General features: G+C 35.0%; 15 protein-coding genes. 9 read left to right on the plus strand and 6 right to left on the minus strand.

The genetic code is table 11. From position 1 onward, the window contains the following. Positions 1-20: 20 nt before the first annotated feature. Positions 21-1,418 carry a DUF1254 domain-containing protein gene (locus K5X82_00410; GenBank protein QZT37370.1) on the plus strand — a complete coding sequence of 466 codons (1,398 nt, stop codon included), beginning with the start codon at positions 21-23 and terminating at the stop codon, positions 1,416-1,418. 39 nt (positions 1,419-1,457) lie between these two features. On the opposite strand, the gene K5X82_00415 is transcribed toward K5X82_00410, so the two are convergent. The 4 genes from K5X82_00415 to K5X82_00430 all read right to left on the minus strand — a co-directional run bounded on the left by K5X82_00415 (position 1,458) and on the right by K5X82_00430 (position 10,550). Continuing rightward, positions 1,458-5,393: a DUF3859 domain-containing protein gene (locus K5X82_00415; GenBank protein ID QZT37371.1), complete on the minus strand. Its 3,936-nt coding sequence runs from the start codon at positions 5,391-5,393 to the stop codon at positions 1,458-1,460. A gap of 344 nt (positions 5,394-5,737) precedes the next feature. Continuing rightward, entirely contained in the window at positions 5,738-7,132 is a 1,395-nt protein-coding gene (locus K5X82_00420) for an alanine:cation symporter family protein (protein ID QZT37372.1), read from the minus strand. Positions 7,133-7,758: 626 nt separating this feature from the next. Next, positions 7,759-8,517, minus strand: a complete 759-nt coding sequence (locus K5X82_00425) for a sulfite exporter TauE/SafE family protein (GenBank protein ID QZT37373.1) — start codon at positions 8,515-8,517, stop codon at positions 7,759-7,761. Positions 8,518-8,597: 80 nt separating this feature from the next. Further along, the gene (locus K5X82_00430) at positions 8,598-10,550 is read right to left on the minus strand and encodes an LTA synthase family protein (protein QZT37374.1); all 1,953 of its coding nucleotides are present in this window, start codon (positions 10,548-10,550) and stop codon (positions 8,598-8,600) included. Positions 10,551-10,739: 189 nt separating this feature from the next. Here K5X82_00430 and K5X82_00435 point away from each other — a divergent pair, with 189 nt between their 5' ends. Genes K5X82_00435 through K5X82_00460 form a run of 6 tightly spaced genes read left to right on the plus strand, consistent with a single transcriptional unit; the run spans position 10,740 to position 16,433 of the window. Further along, a complete protein-coding gene (locus K5X82_00435; protein QZT37375.1) occupies positions 10,740-11,324 on the plus strand; it encodes a TetR/AcrR family transcriptional regulator in 585 nt (194 codons plus the stop codon). Then, the gene (locus tag K5X82_00440; protein ID QZT37376.1) at positions 11,308-12,063 is read left to right on the plus strand and encodes an outer membrane lipoprotein-sorting protein; all 756 of its coding nucleotides are present in this window, start codon (positions 11,308-11,310) and stop codon (positions 12,061-12,063) included. Before K5X82_00435 ends, K5X82_00440 begins: the two co-directional genes overlap by 17 nt. A 2-nt stretch (positions 12,064-12,065) precedes the next feature. After that, positions 12,066-13,280 (plus strand): ABC transporter permease, encoded by a 1,215-nt coding sequence (locus K5X82_00445; protein ID QZT37377.1) that lies wholly within the window; start codon positions 12,066-12,068, stop codon positions 13,278-13,280. Between the two features lie 10 nt (positions 13,281-13,290). Beyond that, positions 13,291-14,529, plus strand: a complete 1,239-nt coding sequence (locus K5X82_00450) for an FtsX-like permease family protein (GenBank protein ID QZT37378.1) — start codon at positions 13,291-13,293, stop codon at positions 14,527-14,529. Between the two features lie 9 nt (positions 14,530-14,538). Then, on the plus strand, positions 14,539-15,237 hold the full coding sequence (locus tag K5X82_00455; protein ID QZT37379.1) for an ABC transporter ATP-binding protein: 699 nt from the start codon (positions 14,539-14,541) through the stop codon (positions 15,235-15,237). Between the two features lie 35 nt (positions 15,238-15,272). Beyond that, positions 15,273-16,433 carry a hypothetical protein gene (locus K5X82_00460; protein ID QZT37380.1) on the plus strand — a complete coding sequence of 387 codons (1,161 nt, stop codon included), beginning with the start codon at positions 15,273-15,275 and terminating at the stop codon, positions 16,431-16,433. Between the two features lie 60 nt (positions 16,434-16,493). Here the strand turns inward: K5X82_00460 and K5X82_00465 are convergent, their stop codons facing one another. Further along, positions 16,494-16,661, minus strand: coding sequence for a 4Fe-4S binding protein (locus K5X82_00465; protein ID QZT37381.1), 168 nt, complete (start codon positions 16,659-16,661; stop codon positions 16,494-16,496). 720 nt (positions 16,662-17,381) lie between these two features. Between K5X82_00465 and K5X82_00470 the strand changes: the two genes are divergently transcribed. Both K5X82_00470 and K5X82_00475 read left to right on the plus strand, forming a co-directional pair. After that, on the plus strand, positions 17,382-18,368 hold the full coding sequence (locus K5X82_00470) for a galactose mutarotase (protein ID QZT37382.1): 987 nt from the start codon (positions 17,382-17,384) through the stop codon (positions 18,366-18,368). Positions 18,369-18,520: 152 nt separating this feature from the next. Further along, the gene (locus K5X82_00475; GenBank protein ID QZT37383.1) at positions 18,521-20,833 is read left to right on the plus strand and encodes a family 20 glycosylhydrolase; all 2,313 of its coding nucleotides are present in this window, start codon (positions 18,521-18,523) and stop codon (positions 20,831-20,833) included. Between the two features lie 145 nt (positions 20,834-20,978). On the opposite strand, the gene K5X82_00480 is transcribed toward K5X82_00475, so the two are convergent. After that, positions 20,979-23,492, minus strand: a complete 2,514-nt coding sequence (locus tag K5X82_00480) for a UvrD-helicase domain-containing protein (protein ID QZT37384.1) — start codon at positions 23,490-23,492, stop codon at positions 20,979-20,981. Between the last annotated feature and the right edge of the window lie 193 nt (positions 23,493-23,685).

Consider the following 23,685-nt stretch of genomic DNA (forward strand, 5'->3'; position numbering starts at 1 on the left):
ATATTTAAATTTTAAACGTTATGAAAAAGCGATTAAATATTGCATTACTTATTTCAATTTGTATCGTATTTCTCTCTTCTTGTGGTGGTAAAATGAAGAAGAATTCAGATAAAACTGTGGATGTAGATGATGCTATTGAGGTGTATGACTATACCTATCCTCTAGTAATTATGGGGCTTAGTCAAGATTTAATGTTAGATAACCCTTTACGACCAAAACAGAAACCAAACTGTTTGATCAAATTTAAACAACTAGCACAACCGAAGAATAAAGCTGTTGTATTGGGTAACCGTAATACGTTGTATACTGTTGGATGGATAGACCTTAGTAAAGGTCCTGTGATCTTTACTTTTCCTGATATGGGTGAACGTTATTTTGTTATGCCTCTTATTGATGCTTGGACGAATACATTCAAAAGTATTGGATCAAGAACAACAGGTCAAGGTCCAAAGAAGTATTTTCTTGTTAATGATTCGTTTAAAGGGGATACCCCAAGTGGCTTTGAGAAGATTGTATGTCCTACCAATATGGTTTGGATAACTGGGCGTATTCAGGCAGACAACGATGATGATGCAAAAAAAGCAGCAATGTTACAAGATAAATATGTTGTTATGACATATCAAGAGTATAATGGTGGTGAAAATCCATTTAAAACTTGGAAAGCACAATACTCAGCGTTAAAGGTTCGTAAGCCTGTTCCATATACTCTTAAGATGAGTGCAAAAGAGTACTACGATCTATTTCTGAAAATGTTTGCTAATAATCAAACTTTTTCATTTGATACAGAGATGGTTAAGTTGCTTGGTAAATTTGGTGTTGAACGAGGTAAAACATTATCGTTTGATCAACTATCTTCTACATCAAAAAAAGTTCTTACTGATGGCCTCGTTGCTCAACAAAAGATATATTTAGAAGCTTTCTACAAAGGGTCATCTCAAAAGAAGCCATGGATATTTGATACAACAGAGATGGGAGTATGGGGTGATAATTATAAAAAAAGAGCTTATTGGGCAATGTGGGGATTAGGAGCAAATTTAGTTGAAGATGCTGTGTATGGTGTAACCCAACTAGACTCTGATATGAAATCATTAGATGGCGGAAAGGTATATGTTATTCATTTTGATAAAGGTGGTGAACCTGACGTTGGAGCTTTTTGGTCAATTACAACATATAATATAGAAGGATATTTGGAGAAAAATAGTGAAAATAGATATGCTTCGGGTAGCAATATGCCATTAAAATATAATAAAGATGGTAGTTTAGATCTATATATGTCATTCAAGAAGCCCAAAGGGGTAGCAGAATATAATTGGATTCCTGCACCACAAAAAGAGTTTAAGATTTTGTTTAGGATGTATTGGCCAAAAGAGTCAGTATTAGACGGTACATGGAAATTGCCATCAGTGGTACAAAAATAAATTATATTTAGGGTAGGAGATTATTCCTACCCTAATTTACTATTTTTTTACTTCAATTTGTTTCTCTACAAGTAGTTTGCCATTTAAATCGAAAGCGGCTAAATGGTAAGTTCCTTCTAATATCTCTTCAGAAGGGTCGAAGAACCATCCTAGAAATATCGCACTGTCATTGTAGCCATTTTGGTTCCATCCAGACTGAATCATTTCAACAACTCCATCCTTGTTTCTAGCTGGGTGTGTTATGGTTACCCTGTGTTCGCACACTTTTCCCATTTTTGCAGGGTGTAGTGACGTGAATCTGAGTCCCATGTAACTGTTATGTGTAGCTTTAATGGTTGTGGTTTGTTTAATACAAACAGGGGCATTTGCTTCTCGTGTTACATTTTCTTTTCTATCAACAACTTTCTCCTCCTTACACATTTTATATGTGCCGTAGTCAATGATATGGTAAAGAGCGAGATCTGCTTCATTAATCTTATAGGCATTAATGAGACTCTTCGCAGCTCGTTTTATCTTCAATGACGGATGATTTTGTAATTCACATAGAAGTGCATGATGTTTGGGCATATAAGACAAACATTTTAGTGCATATATGGTATTGTCAATATTACATTCTTTAATCCAATTGCTACAGTCATGTTTTTCAGCTAATGCTACTAGGCCTGGCCTATTCATGGAAAATACGTTAAACCTAAATTGCATCTTCGGATTCATATCATTCTCATACATGATAGATGAGATTTTCTTTCGTCCTTCTGTTTGATTACAACGGTATAACTCATCTACATCTTCCATGTGAAGTGTACAGATGATATTTAATATCTGTTCTTGAATTTTAGGACTAAGGTGAAGAAAAGTATTTGCTAAAGAGAATTCAGAGTAATTTGTAATACCACAGTATAAACCATTATTCCAAAAAGAAAAATCTAGTAGTTTTTCAATAAAAGAGAACGGTTTATTCTCGAAAAAATAAGCATCAATGAAGCTCATAATTGTATTATTAAAGTCTAATCCTTCGTATGCTGTTATTGCCTGTAGGTGTTGTTCATTACATGGGGCAACATATAGTACAGTAAGAGAACTAACCACAAAAGATTCTCCTCTTTTAACAGCTTCAGCAAGATAATTGAGTACATCAGCATTATAGAGTGATCTTCCTTTATTCTCTCTTAGTACAATTGCTGTTTGGACCCATCCTGATTTGTGTGTATAATACTGCCTCTTTAGGGATTCATATTGCTGATCTGTTAATTCAGAAGTTTGAATTTCATTAAGGCTTGATATAAAATTAGGATCTCCAGTATAATATTTTTGAATGCTATTCTCGATACCAAATTTATTTAAGTAGCTTTCGTAGTACTTTTCTGGGCCACAGATGGTATCGTAAAGATCTCTCTTTATTTTTTCTATTGCTAATGAGTCTAGTTTATTTTGATAAGGTGCTTTTATTCCAAATACCTCCATTGCACGAAATACAAACGATGAATGACTATTTCGTTCAATATATTTTCGGATACCATTGTTTAAATTAACCTTCAAATTGGTTAGGTGATTAGCTACTAAACCAATTGGATTGCTCGGTTCTGTGATGTCATCTAAGGAATCAATGTGTAGCCTGATCAATTGAATATATTGTTGTACATATTTGGGCTCTTTGTCTAATGATTTAATATCAAGATCCCTATCCACCAATTGTTTGTGTAAAGACTCTAATTGATATGCCCAATAAGCTTCATCTGTCAACCCCATTGTTTTCATGGAGTCCACTGCTTGAATATAGGATTCAAACTGCTCTGGTTTTTTTAATGAAGGGTTTAAGGTTTCAATAATACCTGCAGTTCGCAATGGGGCAATCTGAAAGGATAATTTCAACCAACGTTTCATAAATTCTTTATGAGGAGCACTCTTTATTTGTTGGGTCAGCCAAGCCGTGACAATCAAAGGTGCAACTTCTTCCTTAAAAGAGTATAGGTCGTAATTTCGTTGATCTTCAGCGATATCTATTCGATCATCATATTTTAGCTTTGTTTTTAAAATATATAGACAATGCTTGAAGTTTGCATCAGCGTCTAAGATATGTTCTGTATTCAAGAAGTTGAGTACCTTCTTCCACATCAAAATATCTTCTAGTATGACAGCTTGTCTCCCTTTTTTAAGTTGATCATCGAAAACCTTTTCAGCACTATACTGCTCAATCTCATAAGATGACGGGAATTGAGTTTCACTATATATCTCTTCTATGAGTATTCTTTTCAAATGCTCTTCAGTAAATTTATAGGATGCATTTGTAAGCTTGTCTTTCACTTTGCGTTCTTGATCAAAATACATTATTGCTAATGCAACTACCGTTAAGGCTATCTTTGATACATCTTTTTGACTTCTTCTACTAGATGCTCGGTCTCTTAGTTCGCTATCATTATAATAATCTAGAATAATGGTTGAAGCTTCTTCTCTATTCTCTTGAATGATAGAGTGAAGTCTATTAAGAACTTTTAAGTTGTTAGAGTTACTTCCATGTTTGCAATCAAGTGACCCAATTAGGTGAGGTAATTCATTGGTCCAATGTTGTGGGTAACGAATTATAATTTGATGACGATTCATTACCTTGATAGTACGAGAAAAGTAATATCTAAGATCATCGCTAACTATTGGGTAGCCTAAACTTCTATGAATTACATCATATATACGAGTGATTTCATTTAATAATTCTGTCTCAGTATGATCTCCTTCTTTTCTAGCTTTGTAATACTCCCTAAAAAAGCTGCTTAATTCGTCTTGTATAGGTGTTTTGTAGCTACAAGCTTCTTTAAATTCTTCATAATAAAGAGCCTTTGTCTCTTTTGCCTTTTTAACGATATCAATGGATTCTATTGTCTCAAGTATTTCTTTGTGTTGTCCTTCTTGTACGTAAGACCAAAGTCGTGCACCATTAGGATAAATCTTAAGAAATAGATCATGCCATTTTTTTACTCCTTCCTCTTCGGATTCTTCTTCTGTTGGGTTTACAGAGTCTAGCTCAACCTCTTTCTTTGTAGTGAAAAGGGTGGTGATCTTCTGCTTTAGTACTTTTTCTATATATAAGGTACTGTCTTCAATTTCTTTCTCTGCAGAGGAATCAATAAATGTTTGAATCAGCCACTGATCTAAATCAAAATCATCATCCCATACATCATAAGGAGAGGTTGGGTACATAATCTCAATAATGATCTGTTTTATTGGATTATAACGATTCTGATTTTCATCATCTATAAGAATAGCCATGTCCTTATATCTTGATATCAGTGTGTTTCTAAAGCTATAGAATGCACTATTATCTTTTCTGAAATGATTAATGAGATCAAAATTGGTCTCTCCAACATATTCCTCTCCACCCCCATCCCAGGTTGTAAACCCAAGCATCTCTTCTCTTGCTAGGTTGTTGTCACAATAACAAAATGCTTTAATTGTATCTTCTGTTATTCCAATTGGTTCACTCCACATGCGAAGATAACCAATAGGTTCATACATATGTTCTGTATCCCAATTAGATATCAAAAAGCTTGCTAGTAGGTATCCATATTCTGGGTATTTGGTTGCTGTAAGGTAAAGAGGTTCAATTCCAAAAGGCATTTCACATGTAAGCCACATTCGGGATGAATCATTCCTGTCTCTAGCATATTGAACCATTGCTCTACAGGACGAGATAATGGACTCTTTCAGTCCAGGGATCTCCACAGCAATTTGATAGAATTGATGCTCTCCAGTGTGACATTGTTTATTTTCAGTGAGTCCTTGGATAAAATCTTTGTGATAAATCTTAAGTTCATCTGATAGGAGATTAAGATCGAGCGTGAAATGCGCCACACAATAGTCATCTTCGAATGCTTCACCAGTAGCAATCAATCGTGTATACTTATCTAAGGCCTGTTTCATACTCTCAACATCCCATGGAGTATATTTTAGATCAAATTTAGTACTTGCTTCTTCGTATCTCATTGTTTAAGTCAATCAATAATATATGTTCCGAGTTAAATAATTACCTGTATGGAATACGGATAGACAATGACTAGTTTTGCTTTTTTTGGGACATTAAAGATATATTTCTTTTTCTTAAATAGAATGTATGAATAGCAATAAATTTTCTGTTGGTAATTATTTTATTGTGCAACTTTCAATCTGATATATTTACTTGTGAAATTGAATAATGAAACAGATGTTTAGTTCTTGATTGTAATGTTTAGGGTATTTCGTTCTACTTTAGTGGATTAAAAGGAGTGGTGAAACAACAAAGCACTCTTTCAAACATGGAAAGAGTGCTTTGTTGTTATATCTTATTGGAATTAATTCCAACATTGTGTTTCATTGTCAAGACCAACATCCTTAGCCTTAAATACAGGATTCTTGCCTTTTTTTCTCTGTTGAGTATAGTTTTTTAATACTCTAATTGCAATAGGTGCTAATTGGATTATCGCAAATAAGTTAAGAAGTGCCATAAATACCATAAATATATCGGCAAGATTCCAAACTAATGAAGAGCTTGCTAGTGCACCAAAAATAACCATCCCTAAAACTAGAACTCTATATAGTTGAAGGTATTTTTTCTTTTCGGTGATAAATTTGATATTTGACTCACCGTAGTAGTAATTACCAATAATAGAGCTGAAAGCAAAAAGGAAAATACATACCGCGATAAAGATACTACCCCATGGTCCCACCATTGTAATCATAGCTTCTTGTGTTAACTGAATACCATCATTGCTACTTGATGTATGAACCCCTGAGATAAGAATCATAAAAGCCGTAGAGCTACAAATAACTAAAGTATCCGTGAATACACCTAATGCTTGAATTAGGCCTTGTTTTGCTGGATGACTAACGGTTGCAGCCGCCGCTGCATTAGGAGCAGATCCCATACCTGCCTCATTTGAGAATAGTCCTCTTTTGATTCCTTGAGTGACTGCTGCACCTAGAGCTCCTGCAGCAGCTTGGTTAATACCAAATGCGCCATCTAGAATTGTCTTGAAGAGGTGTGGTATTAATGAGATGTTTGTAATAATGATATATAGTGCAACCATTATATAAGAGATAGCCATGATAGGCACAATCGCATTCGTTGCTTTCGCAATTCTTTTCACACCACCGAAAATAATTGCCCCCGTTAGAATTACAAGTATAATCCCCATTATCTCGGGATTTGTTGAAAAAGATTTATTAAAAGCAGCTGAAATAGTATCTGATTGTACTGCATTAAAAACAAATCCATAGCAGATGGTGATAAGGATGGCAAATGCAATTCCAAGTTTTCTATTCTTTAGAGCTTGCTCCATATAGTAAGCTGGCCCTCCTTTAAATGCGCCTGCTTCTTTATCTTCAACTTTATAGACCTGTGCTAAGGTGCTTTCAATAAATGCTGAAGCCGATCCTAACAGTGCGATTAACCACATCCAAAAAACAGCCCCTGGTCCCCCTGCAGCTACTGCTAATGCTACTCCTGCTAGATTACCTGTTCCTACGCGACTAGCCAAACTAATTGTAAATGCTTGGAAAGACGAAATTCCCCCTTTTTCGTTATTCCCTTCTGTTAGCAATCTAAACATTTCACGAAAGTTCGTAAACTGAACAAACTTTGTTTTAAATGTGAAATATAACCCCGCAAGTAGTAGTACTGGAATTAATAGGTACAATGTAATAAAGCCATCAAATTGGCTGATCATTTTTTCAATTGTGTCAAACATATAGTATAGAGATTAATAATTGTTGCAATTTTCACTTATTTCCCAACCGACAAATATATAAAATGAAAGTAAAAAACCATAAATGGGTTGGTGTTGTGCCTTTCTTTGCGGTGCTAGAGTGATAAACTGTTAATAAGAAATCAATTTTAACGTTGATTCTATATTTTAACGCTGATGATCATGTTCTAGTTTGTTGCTAGTTGATAATTAGTTGATTATGTCTGTTTGGGTTTTGTGTTGACCCTAAATTATCTATCTTGATTTGATATGTGAGAAAGTTATTCTTTATAAGTTAAAATGGAATTATTTATATTCAATTAATATAGTGCTGTGTTTAAATAATTGATATCGGAGGGGTATGGGATACAGGTCTAAATCTAATGTTAATTTGATATATGTGTGTCATTGTAAACAATAGAGAGAGCGTCGGATTGATATCCAATTAAGAGAGCCAAGAATAAGAGTTCGAATAGCATGAAGAGCTAATATTTTGTAGATTCTATTTTATCTACATGAGGAAAAAAGGAACTACGTTCTCTTTTTTTGATATTATTAATGCTATTAAATCGTGGTGTTTTTGATTTTCTCGAATCACAATAATTGCTTGACTATAAGTCTGCCTAGTATTATAAGAATAGCATAATTGCAGAGATAAATGTTACAACAAGAATAAATGTTCTGTATACTTTCTCTGGGATGAATTTAATAATATATTTCCCGGTAAAACCACCTATCAAGAGGAATGGAAGCAATACAAAGTTTAATTTTAGTGTATCCCAAGATAAAGTATGCCAGTAAAATACATGGAGTGGGATTTTGAGAGTATTTAATGTGAGATAGAAGCATGCTCCTGTAAATACAAAAGTTCTTTTGGGAAGCTTTAGCGTAATTAGGTAGAGGTTGAAAATAGGACCAGCGGCATTGCCTATCATTGTTGCAAAACCTCCTGCAATCCCAACTGCATAAGAAAAGATCCCTTTGTTGAGCTCTAATTTACTTTGTGGTCGAAGCTCTTTCCATAAAACAAGACATAGACAAACTAATACAGCAATCCCCATGGTATATTTAAACTGGATGTCATTAATATGGTTGCCAAAAATTGCTGCTAGAATGATTCCTAGTATAGCCCAAGGGAAGAAGTTCTTAATATAGTGCCAAGGGACTTTTTGTCGGTATGAAATGATTGCAAATAGATCTCCAAAGATGAGAAATGGCATTAAGATTGCCACTGAGACTTTGGCTCCATAAAGAAATGCTAGAATTGGAATGGTGACCATTGCAAATCCTTTCAATCCACTTTTGCTTAAACCTGTGATAAAAGCACATAAAGCCGTAAGTGCCCATATAGTCCACGATGTGTTAAGAGGGTTCAATATATTTTCCATGTGTGTGCAAAAGAACATAAAATAATATGTATTGCAAAAAATAGGTTCTAATTTCAATGAATTAGAACCTATTTTATCTACTAAAGATCTTGTTTCTTTAAGGTGTAGAGTCGGTTAGAGTATAGATACCAAGGTAAGAGGGCATATGCTAGACCATCTTTTTCCATTTCTGTATCAGAATCTATCAGTTCTAGTTTATTCTCTTTATAAAGATATGTCTTTGCTGGTAGGTTTGGTTGATGTATTACAACTTTATTACCAGTACGATAGGCATGGTTTTGTCCAAATTGCATGATTGCACGACCTTTATCTTTAGGTAGAGTCGTCAAGTCATTGCCAATCATTGGATGATTACTTTCAATTCCTGCGAGTGATAGAACCGTTGGAACAATATCTACTTGACTCGAAAGAGTGTTTAAACGTTCTTTTGGAACATCAGGCCCTAGTATAAGTGCTGGAATATGGAATTTATGAACAGGAACAATAGCATCTCCATACGTTCTTGTATTATGGTCTGCAATGATCACAAAAATAGTGTTCTTAAAATATTCTTCCTTTTTTGCCATTTCAAAGAATTGACCTATAGCATGATCTGCATATTTCATTGCATTATGAACGGTTGCAGGATTCTCTTTGTCGTAAAGCTCAATGCTATTTTCAGGATATTCGAATGGTGCGTGATTAGAAGTACTAAGCATAAGTGCAAAGAATGGCTTATCCCCCTTTTGTTTAAATACTTCATTTGCTTTGATGACAAGATCTTCATCACAAACTCCCCACGCTCCTTTAAAAATAGGATTCTTAAAAGTAGGTTCGTCATATACATTCTGGATGCCATTCCCTTTAAAGAATGTTTTCATGTCATCAAAATTACTCATTCCACCATATACGAAGTTCGTATCGTAGCCTAAGCTTTGAAGTAGAGCGGCAACAGTAAAGAAGTTATTTGTTGATTTACCTAGTTTAACCACACTTCTTCCAGGAGTTGGTAAAAATCCAGCGACAGTACCTTCAATTCCTCTAACGGTACGAGTACCTGTTGAATATAAATTTGTCAATAACATTCCATCCTTACTTAAGCGATCAATATTAGGTGTTAGAGGTAGCCCTCCTAGACATCCAACATATTCTGCTCCAAGACTCTCTTGTAAGAAAATAACAACGTTCTTAGGCTTATTTGACTTTATCGAAGGGGTTTGTTTATGAAAAAATGGAATTTCACTATTAACCTCTTTGTCCCAATGTGCCTGACTAGTTCTTTCAATTCTTTTTATTACTTCAGCAATAGGCATTTGACCATATCTTCTAGAAGGATCTTTTTCATCTTTCATCTTTAAGTAGGCACAAAAAACAGAGAAAGTTGAATTAAGACTCAACTCGTTTGCCATTTTACTGACGTTACTAAAATATGCGGTACTAATATTGGCAGGGCGAGGAGAGAAGCTAGACCTTGCTCCTATAAACACTAGACCAGCCATCAAAGGGAAAGCAATAATACTTTTTTTGATAGTAAACTGGGTGTAGTTATTAATAACACTACTAAATATTTTTCTAGATAGAATGGCAACAACAGTCGTAAATATTATCGTGAAAAGTACACTCCATGGATTGTTACCTAGAACCGTTTGAGATACCTCTTTCATATGGTCAAGGTATTCAATGAAGATTCTGTCAGGGCGTAAATCGTACTGTTCAATAAAAGCATATGTTGACATCTCCATCATAAAAACAATAGTCACAAAGAGCGTGAAATACAGTGTCCAGATGGTCTTCACTTTAAGTATAAACCTCTTTGGAACGAAGGTGAATACGAGTAGAGGTATTAGAGAGAAATAAGATATTGGAATTAAGTCAATTCGTAGACCTAATATAAATATTTTCCATAATTCAGGTTCCATTGAAATTCGATCCCAATAGATTATCATATATGCTAACCTAAATAGTGTCGTAATGACCAAGGTTAAAAAGCCCATTGTCAAAATTGGTGCTAGTGATTTTGACTTTAAAAGGATCTTTTCGATACGTTTAAACATGGTGTTTGCTTGTTTGTTAAATTTGATATGTAAAGATCATTATAATTTTTAAAAAAATATGACAACAATACTCTAAATTATAGTGCACAGTTAGGTTAAATGTTATGTTGTGTTAAAATTAATCAGAAGGGTTTCTTAATTTGATTAAATGTAATATTTTTGACTGAACGTTTGGTCAAAATAAAAATAATGCCAAGAACAGAAGAACAGAATAAGACAATAAGAGTCGAGAGAAAGCAGCAGATAATGGATGCTGCAATGAGGTTATTTTCAGAAAAGAATCCTACTGAAGTCTCAATTGCAACTATTGCAAAAGAGGCCGGTGTTTCGAAAGGTCTTATGTACTCATATTTTAAGAGCAAGGATGAATTAGAGTTGTCTATTATGAATAGTACGATTGATGAGATAATGGAGATCTTTCTTGTATCAAATAAAGTGATTGAAGGACCTGATGATTTTACAAATCGCATTAATCGACTGTTCGATCATGTGATAAATAATGTCGCTACTTGGAAAATTTATACTCAGTTGATTTTGCAATCTAAGATGAAAGAATTCTTAATGTCTCCAAAAATACAAGATGTGATGGGGTGGTATCAGGAGCAGCTTTTTAATTATTTGCAAAAACAGGGGTTTGAAGATCCAGCAAAAGAAATAATTATTGTTGGAGCCTTGATAGATGGGATAAGTATTCAATATGTTTCGGCCCCAGAATTTATAGATATAAATATAGTACGTAATCATATATTAGATGTGTATGCAAAGAAATGTTAAATCAGTATTGCTGTTTTTAATAATAGCAATAGGATGTATGAAGGCTTCTGCACAAGATGCCCAAGCGATTGTCAAAAAATCTTATGATTTGATGAGAGGGACTTCCAGTTATAGTGAGGCAACGATGGCTATTATTCGTCCAAGATACACTAGAACACTTCAGTTTAAATCATGGTCAAAAGGAACTGACTATTCGTTGGTTTATGTAATGTCACCAGCCAAAGATAAAGGGCAAGTATCTTTGAAAAGAGATAATGAAATGTGGAATTGGATGCCGTCAATTAGGCGGATGATCAAGATTCCACCAAGTATGATGAATCAGTCATGGATGGGGTCAGATCTAACAAATGATGATATCGTTAAGGAGTCGTCTATTGTGGATGATTATGATCATAAAATTCTAGGTGAAGAGAGTGTTGGAGGCGAAGATTGTTGGGAAATAGAGTTGGTGCCACATGAGGATGCAGCTGTCGTTTGGGGTAAAATTGTTTCAATGATTAGTAAAAAGAATGGATATACGCTTCAAAATAAGTATTATGATGAAGATGAGGAGTTAGTAAATACTGAGAGCATGTCGAAGGTGAAAAAAGTTGGAGACAGAACAATTCCTACCTTTTACGAAGTGATTCCTGCGGATAAGCCTGGTCAAAAGACCACCATGAGTATGGATATAATCCGATTTGGTGAGAAATTAAATGATAATTTCTTTAGTATTCAAAATGCCAAAAGAGTTAGGTAATTATGAGCAATGAAATAAGAATTGCATGGCGAAATCTTTGGCGTAATAAACGTCGAACATGGACCATGATTTCATCGATGTTCTTCGGAGTATTGATCTGTAGCTTTATGACAGGAATGCAGGAAGGAATGTACTCCTCTATGATTAATAATACTGTGGATAAATATCTTGGTTATTATCAAATACAAGAGGAGCATTATTGGGAAGACAAGACCATTAATAATTCGATGCCTTTTGATAATCAACTGCTTCAACGTTGGTCTGTGTCAGGAACAACCTTTGTTCCGAAATTAGATACATATGCTCTAGTGGCATTTGAAGAAAAGTCTAGACCAGTCTTGGTGAAAGGGATAGATGTGATGAAAGAGATTCAGATGAGTCATTTTGATGCCCAACTGAAAGAAGGCGAGATGCTTAATGCTAAAGATCAATCTGTGATTATTGGATATGCACTTGCAAAGTATTTACATGTTTCTTTGGGAGATTCACTGGTTTTTTTAGGACAAGGATACCATGGGCAATCTGCTGCTGCACTCCTTCCAATAAAGGGAATTGTTAAAGACCCAATTCCTTCTGTAGACAAACGGTTGGTATATATGCCTATGGCTACAGCTCAAGAGTTTTTAAGTGTTACAAATCGAGTTTCATCAGTTGCGGTATTAAAGAAAGATAGCGTTGATGGTGTTCTTCTAAAGGATGAATTACGATCTAAAATTCCAAACTCACTTGTTGTGAAAAAATGGGATGAATTACAGCCTGAACTAATTCAACAAATTGAAGGTGATCGTGTTGGTGGTGATGTATTTAAAATTATTCTTTTTATTGTAATTGGTTTTGGTCTTTTAGGTACAGTAACTATGATGGTTGCGGAAAGAAAACGTGAACTAGGCATTATGCTTGCTGTTGGTATGGCGAGAAAGAAACTTGCTCGTATATTAATATATGAAAGTTTTATAATGACATTCATTGGAGTCTCAATAGGTACTTTCACTTCGTATATTATCCTCTCTTATTTTGTGCAAAATCCAATTCCACTTACTGGTGACATGCGTGTTATGCTATTAGAAATGGGATGGGAACCTGTAATGAATTTTTCTAATGATATCTTGATGTTAGTAAAGCAAGGAGTTGTTCTTGTTGTAATGATGGTATTTATTTCAATATATCCATGGATTAGTGTAATGAGATTGAAAGAACATTTGGCTGTACGTGAATAATAAGCAAGGAATGATGAAAAAAAAGATTTCACAATTAATATCTATTTCGTGGCGCAATATCTGGCGAAATAAGGTTCGTAGTGGAGTGGTAATTGCGGCAGTAGCTATTGGAATGTTTGCTGCAATATATGCATCAGCATTAGCCACAGGAATGATAAAAGATAAGGTTAAAGAAGGGATTGAAGTAGAAACTTCTTTTATTCAAATTCATGCACAGCAGTTTCGTGAAGATTTAGACCCGAGCTTGACCATGCATTGGAGTGATCAACGTCAAAAGCGTCTCTTTGATATTGATGGAGTGGACGGTGTGTCTCCTAGATATAAGATGACAGCTATGGCCTCTACAGCGGAGACTGGAAGAGGGGTTGAGATGTTGGCTGTTGATCCTGTCATGGAGTCTAATACTACCACGATTGCTTCTATGGTGTCAGATGGAACATGGCTTGATGGAAGTAAAAAAAGAAACAGAATTGTTATTGGAAAGAAATTGGCTGAGAAATTGAAGGTGAGACTAAAGTCAAAGGTGATTCTCTCTTTTCAAAACCAGAAAGGAGATATCGTTGGAGCTGCATTTCGTGTTGTAGGTATCTACAATACAACAGATAGTCGTTTCGAAGAACAATTTGTATATGTTAAGGATCTCGATATTCGACGGATTGCCTCATTAGATGCTAATAATATTCATGAGGTAGCAATTCATATTAACAATCCAGAGAAACTAGATGAAATTTCTTCTGTCGTGACCCAACTTTTTGCAAAAGAGGAGGTTTTAACTTGGAAGAAGATATCTCCTGAATTAGGGTATTCGATGGAAGTGTCATCGTTTTACATGCTCATTTTTGTTATTGTCGTATTAATCTCTTTGGGATTTGGAATCGTTAATACTATGATGATGGTTGTACTAGAACGCGTTCGTGAGTTTGGAATATTGATGGCTATCGGAATGCAGAGAGCAAAAATATTTTGGATGGTCATCTTAGAATCCGTATGGCTCTGTATTATTGGAGGTGTTACAGGAATCGTTTTATCTCTAGTTGCAATTTTAGCTTCGCAAGATGGTATTGATATTTCATCTAAGGCGGAAGGTTTTGAAGCAATGGGATATAGTACAATATTAAGACCTTATATCGATATTTCTGAGTTGGGACTTATTGTTGTCTTAGTAATCCTTACAGGAATCTTCGCTGCAATTGTACCAGCAAAAAAAGCATTAAAGAATAATCCTTGTGAATCAATTCGAACTATTTAATTTATCGTTATGTCTGTAATTGAAACGAAAGAACTATATAAAATATATCATGACGGAGAGTCTGAAATTCGTGCCGTAGATGGGGTTAATATCTCAATCAACAAAGGCGAATTTACTGCAATTGTTGGACCATCAGGATCGGGAAAGACAACACTCTTAAACCTTATTGGAGGATTAGATTATCCAACGAAAGGGGAGGTCCTAGTGAAGGATAATGATCTTGGTAAGATGAGTGACAAAGAGCGTATAGATTTTCGATTGAACAATATTGGCTTTGTTTTTCAAGCGTATAATCTAATTCCTGTATTAAGTGCGGAAGAGAATGTCGGTTTTGTGATGGAGTTACAAGGTAAATCTGCAAAAGAAAGACATGAAAGGGCTGTCTCTCTTTTGAAAGAGGTCGGATTAGAAGGACGTGAGAATAATCGACCTAGTAAATTATCTGGTGGACAACAGCAAAGAGTGGCTGTGGCACGTGCTTTAGCATCCAAGCCATCGTTTGTTTTAGCCGACGAGCCGACAGCAAATCTTGATTCTCATGCTACATCATCACTACTATCAACGATGGAAAAGTTAAATGAAAAGGAAGGTATGACCTTTGTGTTTTCGACGCATGATCCACGAGTAATGAAACGAGCTAGACGTATTATTGAAATCGAAGATGGAAAAATTATCCGTGATTACACCAAAGAGGTAGAAGATCAATGATTCGATTACGTATGAATATAATAAAAAAAATATCCATGATCGGGATACTTATCTTGTGCCTTACTTCGGTGAGTGCGCAAGATAAGAAATATCAAGTGTCTGGTTATGTGAAAAATATGGAGGGGGTCTTCTTTCTTGGTTCCTCCATGGAGGAACAACTGGGGACTAATATGATGGACTATAACCTTACGCATCAAAGGCTTAACTTTGATTATTTTTTCACTTCAGATTTACTCTTTACAGTACAAATGAGGAATCGATTCTATGTAGGAAGTATGGTTCGAGATATTCCATTTTTTGCAGATTATACCGCATATGATAATGGCAAGGTGGATATGTCATGGAATATAGCAACTGGAGATAATTGGTTTTTGAATACCAATATAGATCGTCTATATATCGATTATACATATCAGTTATGGAATTTAACAGTTGGTAGGCAGAGAATCAATTGGGGGATAAATTTTGTTTGGAATCCTAATGATCTATTTAATACATACAACTATCTCGATTTTGATTATGAAGAGAGACCTGGTGCTGATGCGGTAAAGTTAACTAGATACTTTGGTTATACAGCCTCTCTTGAGGTGGCGTATAAAATGGCTGATGAAATGATTGATAGAACTCTTGCAGCATCCTATCGTTTCAACCTGAAGGGGTATGATATCCAGATTATAGGAGGTTGGAAAGGTTATGATCTTGTGTTGGGGACTGGCTGGACTGGTAATATCAAAGGAGCCGGTTTTAGAGGAGAGATGTCATATTTCCATCCAATGACAGGATATAAAGATGATTCTAAGGAAGCTTTGGTCGCTTCTTTATCATTAGACTATACCTTTCCAAAAGGACTCTATCTTCAAACAAGTTTCCTGTTTAATAGCTTAGGTACAACAGGTGATATCGACCAAGAAAATTTGTTGTATGTTGATGCGAATTTATCTGCAAAGAATTTGTCTTTAGGAAAATATGAGGGCTTTGTGCAAGCGAGCTATCAGCTGTCGCCAATAACCTATATTTCAGGTTCAGTCATTACAAACCTTTCTGACGGATCTGGATATTGTGGTCCCAGTGTTACTTTCTCTATTCTTGATAACCTTGACCTGATGACAATGGGGCAAGTGTTCTGGGGAAAAAGCCTTTCGGAATATGGAAATCAGCCTAATAGTGCATATATCCGATTAAAATATAGCTTTTAAATAAAAAGAGGCCATCTCTATGAGATAGCCTCTTATGATAAGAATCCATAAGGATTTTTCTTATTCTGCTGAAATAGCTTCTACAGGACAAACCTCTGCACATGAACCACAATCAGTACAAAGATCAGCATCAATTTTATAGATATCACCTTCAGCAATAGCTTCTACTGGACACTCATCGATACAAGTTCCACAAGCAATACATTCTTCAGAAATAACGTAAGCCATAATTTTAAAAATATTAGATTTTCTCAATAAAACGTAAAGCAAATTTATGAAACATTTGGCTTCGTTCTACCTCTAGAGGTATAGTAAAATAGCTTATAATGCTTATTTGTATTCATTCAAATTTAGATTCACACCTTTGGGTCTTTTGTGTGGTGATCTATCTTTCTGTGAATGAGTAAAATTAGTGTTATTTTATCATTGAATAGATGACAACTCTTTTTATTGATGATCTTCGTTGACCTTGTTTGCCATAGATCTTCAATCCTAAACTAAAGAACGGATTTCTATATCCAAATGAAATATTAGGATATAGATACAATAGTGTAACGATTCATGTGCCTGAGTTTAGATCTTCATATTGAGTGTATTATGTAATAGCAATGTTTAGGGGTATCATTGTAATCTATTCATACTAGAACGAGTACGCGTGATTTTGACTGTAATGTTTACTTCATTTCTAGATATATTTATCTTATTGGACAATGTTAAATGATGAAAACTAGTGTATTGTAATAGAATTTCTTTTTATCATTATCATAACGAACCAATAAAACTGCAAATACAATGAGAAGGATAAGAGGGATGCTAATTTTGTTAATATACATTTGTTGCTGCTTTTTCTGTGAGGGGAGGTCTGAGGAACTAAGTTGCTCTAGGACACCTTTTGGAATAACTCCTGAAGGAGGTGAGGTGTATGCATATTGTCTCAAAAGTAAAAGTATGGAAGTTACGATAATAAATTATGGCGCTTCTGTGCAGCGAATAAGAGTCGATGATAGGTATGGGAAGAGACGGGATGTTGTTCTAGGTCATCGTAGCCTCGATGGATATCTATCTAAAAAAGGGTATTTTGGTTGTGTCGTTGGTCGTTATGCCAATCGAATAGAAGGAGGTTCTTTTGTTTTAAATGGGAAAAATTATCAGCTTTCAAAGAATAACAGTGGAAATACTCTTCATGGAGGAAATCAGGGGTTGAGTCATAAATTATGGAGAGGGACTATGTTTGAGACAAAAGATAGCATTGGAGTAATCCTTGAATTTACAAGCCCACATTTAGATGAAGGATTTCCAGGAGAGTTGAAATGTCAAGTTGTCTATTCATTAAAAAAGAAAAACTGTCTTTCGATAGCTTATCATGTTACTTCTGATAGACCTACTGTTGTAAATTTAACTAATCACACATATTTTAATCTATATGATGGAGGTCGTACGAATATATGGCAACACAAATTAAAAATATTTGCTTCCAAGTATACTCCTGTTGATGAAAATATGATACCAACAGGGCATATAAAGAGTATTTATGAATCCCCATTTGATTTTAGTAAACTCTCGTTAATGGGTGAAATGTTTGACTTAACAAACCACCAAATAAAGATCGCGAAAGGATATGATCATAATTTTGTTTTAAGTCGAGAAAAAGCCAAGCATGACAAACTAATGTTAGCAACAATTCTACAAGAGGATAGGTCTGGAATTACTTTACAGGTATACACAACAGAACCTGGAGTACAAATATATACTGCAAACTATTTAGATGGTACGATTTCGAATTGGGATGGAGGTTATTATCCGCAATATGGAGGAGTAACCTTTGAAACGCAGCATTTTGCGAATAGTCCGAACATTCCTTCTTTTCCATCTACAACTATTACTCCAGATCAACCATTTAAGAGTGTTACTCAATGGCGGTTTTTTATGGACTAATTATGAATGTGTTTTTTTATATTCAATGGAATGAATATAAAAAAATTTCATATGTTTATGATTATGACTATATTGAAACGATATTAACATAAAGAGACTTTAGTGTTATAGAAGTCTCTTTAATAATAACTGAATTTAAACACACATTGAGAATGAAAAAAAGATGTATTATTATCTGCACTTTACTCGTAGCAGTTTTTCTATCATCCTGTAGTGAAAATACTACTGTGAATGAGTATCCATTGATACCTTATCCAGAAAGTTTATCTCCCAAACAAGGACAATTTATTGTCGACACTTCTACTAAAATAGAATACAAAGGAGGAGATGATGCTGCTTTTGTAGCCTCTGAATTTGCTAATTTTATCACCAAAGCCACAGGGTATAAACTTAATGTCTCTAAACTTGACAAAGACAACAGTAATGTTGTACGATTTGTGGAGGATACTTCTTTACAAGGAGTAAAAGGGAGTTATCAATTGACAGTTAATGAGGATCAGGTTATAATTACCTCTAATACTCCAGTTGGTTTGTTTTATGGCTTCCAGTCTTTGCGCCAATTGTTACCTGTGGAGATAGAGTCTAAGCAGGTCGTTGCGAATAAAGAATGGACTGTTCCTTGTGTTGAAATTAAAGATGCACCATTATTGAAGTATCGAGGTTTAATGTTAGATGTGGGTCGTCATTTCTTTCCTGTTTCATTTATAAAGAAGTATATCGACCTTCTTGCATATCATAAGTTGAATGTTTTTCATTGGCACTTGACCGAAGATCAAGGGTGGCGTATTGAGATAAAAAAATATCCTCAATTGCAAAAGGTAGCAGCTTATCGAAATGGAACGATTGTTGGACATCAAAGAAGTGGGTCTAATTATGACAATAAGAAATACGGTGGCTTTTATACACAAGAAGAGGCCAGAGAAGTGGTTGCTTATGCTGCCAAACGATTTGTAACAGTTATCCCTGAAATAGAACTTCCTGGTCACTCTCAGGCTGCACTTACTGCATATCCTTATTTAGGATGTACAGGAGGACCATATGAGGTGTCAAAGCGTTGGGGAGTCCTTAAAGAAGTTTATTGTGCCGGTAATGAGCAAACCTTTGAATTCTTACAAGATGTTCTAACAGAGGTGATGGATATTTTTCCATCTAAATATATTCATATTGGGGGAGATGAATGTCCCAAAGAGCGTTGGAGTCACTGTAAGAAGTGTCAGAAACGTATGAAGGCAGAGAACTGTAAAGACGAACATGAATTACAAAGTTATTTTATCCAGCGTGTTGAGAAGTTCTTAAATGCTAATGGACGACAAATAATTGGTTGGGATGAAATTCTAGAAGGTGGTTTAGCTCCCAATGCTACTGTTATGTCATGGAGAGGTGAAAAAGGTGGTATCGAAGCTGCAAAACAGGGGCATGATGTTGTTATGACTCCAGGTTCACACTGTTATTTAGATCATTATCAGAATACTGCGAGTGAAGAGCCTTTGGCAATTGGTGGTTTCCTTCCATTAAGTAAAGTATATAGTTATAATCCATTCCCTGCATCATTAACTCCTGATCAAAAGAAGCACATAATTGGTGTTCAAGGAAATGTTTGGACCGAGTATATGCCTAATAGTGATCATGTTGAATATATGGTCTATCCGAGAGCTTGTGCATTGTCTGAAGTGGCATGGTTATCTTCTGACAAAAAGTCCTTCAGTCGATTTAAGAAGAATATGAAAGATCATAAGAAGCGTTTAGAGCTTTTGGGTGTGAATTTCTTTGATAAAGTACTCGCTCCTAAACCATCAGTTATAAACCTTCGATTTGTGGATAAAGGTGAATTAGCTTTTGAAAATACCTCAATTGATGGAGATCTTTTTTATACATTAGATGGATCCACTCCAACGAGTAAGTCGTTGAAATATAATGGTCCTATAACGATTACTAAACCTGGTGTGGTGAAATGTATAAACATCATTTCTCCAAAAGAGAAAAGTACTATTGTTTCTGTTCCTGTAGAACAGATCTCATATATCGAGGCCAATGTTTCAAAAGGAACGAAAAGTGGGTTGGATGGATACTTAATAAAGAAGAAGGTCTCGTCATGTAGTCAGCTTAAGGTCGTGGATGGAAAACGTTTTACTGCGAAGCACGTGAAGATTGTAAAGAGTGCGCCAGAAGATCATTTTGGTTTAATATTTAACGGGGTAATCACTGTCCCAGAAGACAATATTTACACGTTTAGTATTGGTTCTGATGATGGTTCTACTTTGTCAATTAATGATAAGATGCTCGTTAATAATGATGGCGCCCATGGAATGCAGTGGAAATCAGATATCATAGCTCTAAAATCAGGCTCCTATCCTATTAGTATTCGTTATTTCGAAGGTACTGGTGGGAATACACTTAGACTTCGAGTAAAGGTTGGTAACAAAAAGCCGACATCTATTCCTGCGGAATGGCTAAGTCATAACTAGGGCTTTAATATAAACCTTATAAAAAAGACAACTCAATTATCGAGTTGTCTTTTTTGTATTTTGAATGATGATATTGTTAATAACGTAATTTTGTAATAAGTAGATTTAAAGCCATTGGAAGAGTTCGACTACATCTTTACTTGGACTATGATCTAATTTGCTCAATATCGACACTTTTAATATTAAATTGTGGTAAAATCTTTCCAATAAAAGGAGAAATATCTCTACCTGTAAACGTAAGTGCTAATCGTTTTTTTGCACGTGTTATACCCACATATAAAAGTCTAGCAGATTCATCCTTTTCATCTCTATCAGCCATGGGGTGAGGGAAGTCTTTTGACGAGATGCTTGGTATAATTACATTATCAAACTCAAGACCTTTTGCTTTATGAATGGTGGAGATCAAGAGATCTTCCTTTCCAAAATATAGGTCTACTTCTTTACAGTTTTTGTAGTAAGGCACTAATTCTAGCATTCCTTCATAGGCCGATTCATATTCTTTCCCTTCTGTAAAATATTCGATATGATCTAACCACTTTTGGATATTTAGGTCTGTTTGGATCCACTTTTCCTGTTGTGTCGTTCCTATGATTCCATTGATAATTTGTATAAATGAGACTCTTTCTCGTATGATCTTTAAAAATGCATTATAACGAGGAAGAAAACTAGTCTGTAGAGCCTTTCGAATCTTCAGTGTCTCTTTAAGTGAAAAGAAGTTATTCTGACGATCGATCATCTCTTTTGCTTTATCTACAGTAAAATAGAGTAAATTACAAGTCGCTAAGACATCATCTAGTGCATTGTGACTGTTTTTACCTTCAATCTTGAACCTTTCAAGTAAATACTCCAATCGATAAGATCTCTCTGTAGGGTAAAGCTTTCTGCTCATTACAAGGGTATCAATGATCGGGTACTCTTTATAAATATTCTCACCAATATGCCTATCGATATTATTTTTGAGCATTTGGATGTCGAAGGGTGCATTGTGTGCTACAAGCTTAGTATCTTCTCCAATAAATTGAATAAAGTCTCTAAGTACAACTTCGGCTTCTTCTCCGTGTTTATCTAAATATTGTGGTGTAATATGGTGGATTTCTACCGTTTGATCTAGTGCTTGATTGGTTCTAATATAACGATTGAAGGTAGCGATATTCTTGCCATCTTTCATTTTTACCGCAGCAATCTGAATGATATCGTTCTCTTTTGTATCTCTACCTGTTGTCTCTGTATCAAACACAATTAATGTGTCGTCTTTGATAGAGTGATAGTATGAAACAATTGGAACTTCAGACGGATCTAAACTAAGTTCATTAGGAGTCATTCCACAGTCTTGCAGGTCTTTGATAAATCGTCTAGCCTGTTTTAATGTTAGACCACTAATATCTTTAGAAAGTATACGGCTCCAAGACACATAGTCAATAGGATCAATGGAAATTGATAGCAGAGCCATTAGATCTTTAATCTCTCTACGAGAGAAAAAATCGGTACCTGATACCATAAAATATGGAATATCTTGCTCATTTAATATGGCATCTAACTCTGTTGCTTCTTTATTTGTACGAACAAGAATAGCTGTTTTGTTCTCTTCTTGTTTTAGATACCATGGTAGGATATGGTGAATGATGTAACATTTTTCATAATAACTATGATGCCCCGGTATATTTCGTATACATAAGGCCATCGCTGGAGGTACGGAGAAGACTTGATGTGATGTTTGCTCTTTCCAATAGTCGTTGGAAATATTCTCTCTCTGATATAAATCAAACGTTCTCTGAAGATAGGATGGAGATCTGAAATTTACACTCAACGTATGAATTGATGATGGGTCACTCTTCTGTGTAGCTGTAATCTTTCTTTTAAAAAGAGATGATTGCGCTCCAATAAAAGAGTAGATGGATTGTGATGGATCTCCAAAAAATAGTCGTGTACTACCTTGAGAAATATAATCTATAATCTTCCATTGAATGGGATTTATATCCTGAACTTCATCAACTTCAACCCAAGAGAAGTTCGTGAGCTTATACTGTTCCGTGGTTCTATTATGAAGAAAATTATATGTTAGATTTAGGATGTCGTCAAAATCTAGAAGATGGTAATTGGTTTTTATATTCTCATATTTATCACAGACTGTAACCAGTTGCTTTTTATCTTTTACTCTTAAATATTGCTTTGTCTCATTATTACGAAGCGCTTCATTTATACCCAAACGCTCTTGTTTGAACCATGAGTTTATTGCAATAAAATTACCTGCAGAAAGTCTTTTAAAAGAGTATCCTGTATTGTATAAGATATGATCCGTTTCATCAAGAATATCTTGAATAATTTGCTTTTGATCTTCTCCGTCTATAATTTGTTTGTGCCTAGAAATTAGATTGTTTTGGAAGAGGAACTGACTGCAAAAGTGGTGTACATTACCTACCAACACTTGAGAATCCAACTGATAACGTTCAATTCTCTCCTTCATGCTTAATGCTGCACGATTGGTGAAAGTCAAACAAATAATCTCTTTTGGCGTCTCTCCCTCTTCTAGTAATTGGTAAATCCACTGTGATAGTAGTTCTGTTTTCCCTGAACCAGGAGGAGCGATAATAAAGTGATTTCCTTCTCTGATTGATAGTATCTCCTGTTGTTCAGGTGTAAATTGAATTCTCTGGTCCATTCCCGTCACTTTAATATTAAGCAATTATTTGATATCTAAAGTTAAAAAAAACGATGATGGGAACAATGACGTATTACATCTTATTTCCTATTTAGGAAATAAGATGTAATTAAAAGGCTCTTTCCGAAACTTGGTGTGTAACCCATATGGCATTACAACCAAATCATCAATGCAACGCGATATTTTCCAATTA

Source organism: Prolixibacteraceae bacterium, assembly GCA_019856515.1.
GTDB lineage: Bacteria > Bacteroidota > Bacteroidia > Bacteroidales > Prolixibacteraceae > Halosquirtibacter > Halosquirtibacter xylanolyticus.